Origin of the sequence: Pseudomonas sp. NMI542_15 (assembly GCF_021283425.1) — a bacterium.
Lineage (GTDB): Bacteria > Pseudomonadota > Gammaproteobacteria > Pseudomonadales > Pseudomonadaceae > Aquipseudomonas > Aquipseudomonas fortuita.
The window spans coordinates 1-1,518 of the sequence record NZ_JAJSRO010000062.1; the positions used below are offsets into that span (position 1 = coordinate 1).

Annotated in this window: 1 pseudogene; it reads left to right on the forward strand. The window is 63.6% G+C overall.

Annotated features, from left to right (window positions below):
• A pseudogene (locus LU684_RS30400) lies at positions 1-1,518 on the forward strand (hypothetical protein); the annotation flags it as partial.

The window sequence follows — 1,518 nt, forward strand, 5'->3', positions numbered from 1 at the left end:
AACAGCGTCGACCCCCGCACCGGCCAATACACGCTGGGCATCGAGTTGCCGGAGCTCGCCGCCAACAATCTCAGCGGCCCGTCGTTGCCCCTGCACATCGGCTTCAACCCGATGAACACCCAGGACTCGGGCTTCGGCATGGGCTGGACACTCAACCTCACCCAGTACGACCCCGCCAGCAACCTGCTGCACCTGCACACCGGCGAAAGCTATAAGGTCACAGGCAGCGACGCCAGTGACGGCACCGGCAAGGTATTCAAGGAACGCAAGCTCAGAAGCTTCCACTTCCACGACCACGGCAGCGGCTGGCGCGTAGAGCACAAGGCCGGCCTGATCGAGCTGCTGGAACTGCAAGGCCCCAGCGACAACCGCGTTGCCCTGCCCACCCGGGTCGAGGCGCCTTCGGGCCATGGCATCACCCTTAGCTACAGTAATTTCCAGGGGGCCCCTTGCCTGACCGGCATCAAGGACGACACTGGGCTCGAGCTGCTGGCCATCAACTACACCAGCGCTGAAATCATCCTTGCCCTGCACCCCAGATCCGGCCCAGGCGGCACCGCCCTGGCGACCTACACGCTCCAGCTCGACCAGCGTTTCACCCCGGCGGTTCGCCTGCCCCATACCATCGTCCTGCCCAGCGACGACAAGGCCAGCTGGGGGCTCACTTACGACAAGGTGCGTGGTGTGGTGTGCCTGAAAACCGTGCGCACACCCGTCGGCGGCACCGAAACCATCGACTACAACGATGCCGGCCACCGCTTCCCCGGCGATGCGCACGACCCGTTGCCCCGGGTTACCAGGCACACCATCAAGCCTGGCTTCGACCAGCCCGACATGGTCACCACCTACAACTACACCAGCAACAACTTCCTCGGCATGGGCAGTGGCATTTCCTGGCGCGACAATGGCGAGGACAACCTCTACCAATTCACCGGTACTAGCTTCAGCTACGGCTCGACTGCCACCTACCTCGTCGGCGACACACCGCTGCGCCGCATCGAGCGCAGCTTCAACCGCTTCCACCTGCTGACCCTGCAACGTACCGAGCAAGCCCATGAGGTATACGACGAAGGCGCCGAGCAGCCCCGTCGCGAGACCTGTATCGAAGAAGTCGAGACCATTTACCACGAAACCAATGCCAGTTTCGAGCAGCAACCGGCTTACTTCCAGATGCCCAGGCATCAGTTCAAGCGCTGGAAGATCAAGGAGCTTCCCACCCGGCTGCGTGAGGAAGTGCTCATTACCGACTACGACGATCATGGCAACCTGAAGCTGGAGTCCCAGGCCGCAGCACCGGTCTATCAAGGCGATGCGATCGACGAGCTCGCCACCCTGGCCGGCACGATCCACACCCGGCACACTTACTACCCGCACACCGGCGAAGGCAGCGATTGCCCGGCCGACCCGCAGCTGTTCACCCGTAGCCGCAAGACCAGCACCGTGCACCCGGCCACCACCGGCGAAGGCCAGGCGCAGACCCTGCGCACCCGTTTCCGTTACCAGCACCTGCCAGCGCTG